1 protein-coding gene is annotated in these 1,473 nt (G+C 50.0%); it reads left to right on the top strand.

Going from position 1 to position 1,473, the window contains the following annotated elements:
- Positions 1–90 precede the first annotated feature (90 nt).
- Complete coding sequence (gene secD, locus ACR0P9_RS12475) at positions 91–1,407, top strand: protein translocase subunit SecD (protein WP_432620627.1); 1,317 nt, start codon at positions 91–93, stop codon at positions 1,405–1,407.
- Positions 1,408–1,473 lie beyond the last annotated feature (66 nt).

Here is a 1,473-nt window from a genome sequence, read left to right as displayed (position 1 = left end):
TTTAATTGTGAAATTGTACAAAAAAATTGACTTTAGGTACACAATCGGATATAATAAATTTGCTTATTGTCAACTAGGAGGCGAATGATTTTGAAAAAAAGTATTCTGTCCTTTGTTGCTGTGCTTGCAGTGATTGCGCTGCTTTCGTGCACGGCGGCATTTGGACTCAATGTGGGGCCGCTGTCCATTGCGAGTGTCATGGACGAAGAGGACGGCATCCGGCGAGGCTTGGACTTGGTCGGCGGTTCGTCCATTACCTTTGAGGCGATTTTAAAAGACGATTACAATAGAGATAATCTGTCGTCTGATATGGCGTCTGTACAGGCAATGCTCCAGAAGCGTCTGGATTCTCTGGGATACACAGAGGCGACCGTTGAGCTGGCTGGTGAGAACCGTGTAACGGTTGACATCCCGTCTATCAACAATCCGGAAGAAGCCGTATCGGTACTCGGTGCAACGGCACAGCTGACCTTTGAGGATGCAGATGGAAATGTCATTCTCGATGGTTCCGGCATCAAGTCGGCAACCTCTGGCTATGGTCAGATCTCGCAGTCCAGCATGGCGAGTGAACACTACGTGCAGGTAACCTTTACCGATGAGGCACAGGAAAAGTGGACAGAGGCCACAAAGGCTGCAGCTAACGCAGAGAGCGGCAAGAACTACATTGCCATTAAGATGGATGATGAAGTGCTGTCTCAGCCGTCTGTCAGCAGCGAATACGCACAGACCGGTATCACCGGTGACAGCTGTGTCATTTCCGGCAGCTTTACCGCAGATTCCGCAAAGACCTTGGCAGAGCAGATCAACATTGGTCAGCTGCCGTTCTCTCTGGAAGAGGTCAGCATGAGCTCTGTCGGCCCGCAGTTAGGCGAAAAGGCACTGTCTACCAGTGTAATGGCGGGCGGCATCGGCGTTCTGCTCGTTATGCTGTTCATGATTCTGATTTATCGTCTGCCGGGCTTCGTAGCATCTATCGCGCTGGTATTCTATACCGCACTGGATCTGGTTATCCTGTCTGTGGCACATGTCAACCTGTCCCTGCCGGGCATCGCAGGTATTATTTTGTCCATCGGTATGGCAGTTGACGCGAACGTCATTATCTTTGAGCGCTTGAAGGACGAGCTGAAGAACGGCAAGACCATCCGCGGCGCCATTGACGCTGGCTTCCATCGTGCATTCTCGGCAATTCTGGACTCCAACGTCACAACCTTGATCGCTGCATTTGTCCTGTACTTTATGGGTACCGGTACGGTCAAGGGCTTTGCTATCACGCTGGGCATCGGTGTTGTTTTGTCGATGTTCACAGCTATCACTGTGACAAAGTTCCTGCTTCAGCGCATGGCAGACTTCCGCATTACCAACCCGAAATGGTATGGCGTGAAGAAAGAAAAGAAGGAGGAGGTGTAAGACGATGAAACAGGGTAAGTTTTCGATTATCAAGAAATTTCCGATTTTCGCATTGATTGCACTGAT

It is taken from the genome of Butyricicoccus sp. (genome assembly GCF_050872565.1).
Classification (GTDB): Bacteria; Bacillota; Clostridia; order Oscillospirales; family Butyricicoccaceae; genus Butyricicoccus_A.
Note: the sequence above shows the minus strand (reverse complement) of the source record. Positions and strands in the feature narration are given on the sequence as shown.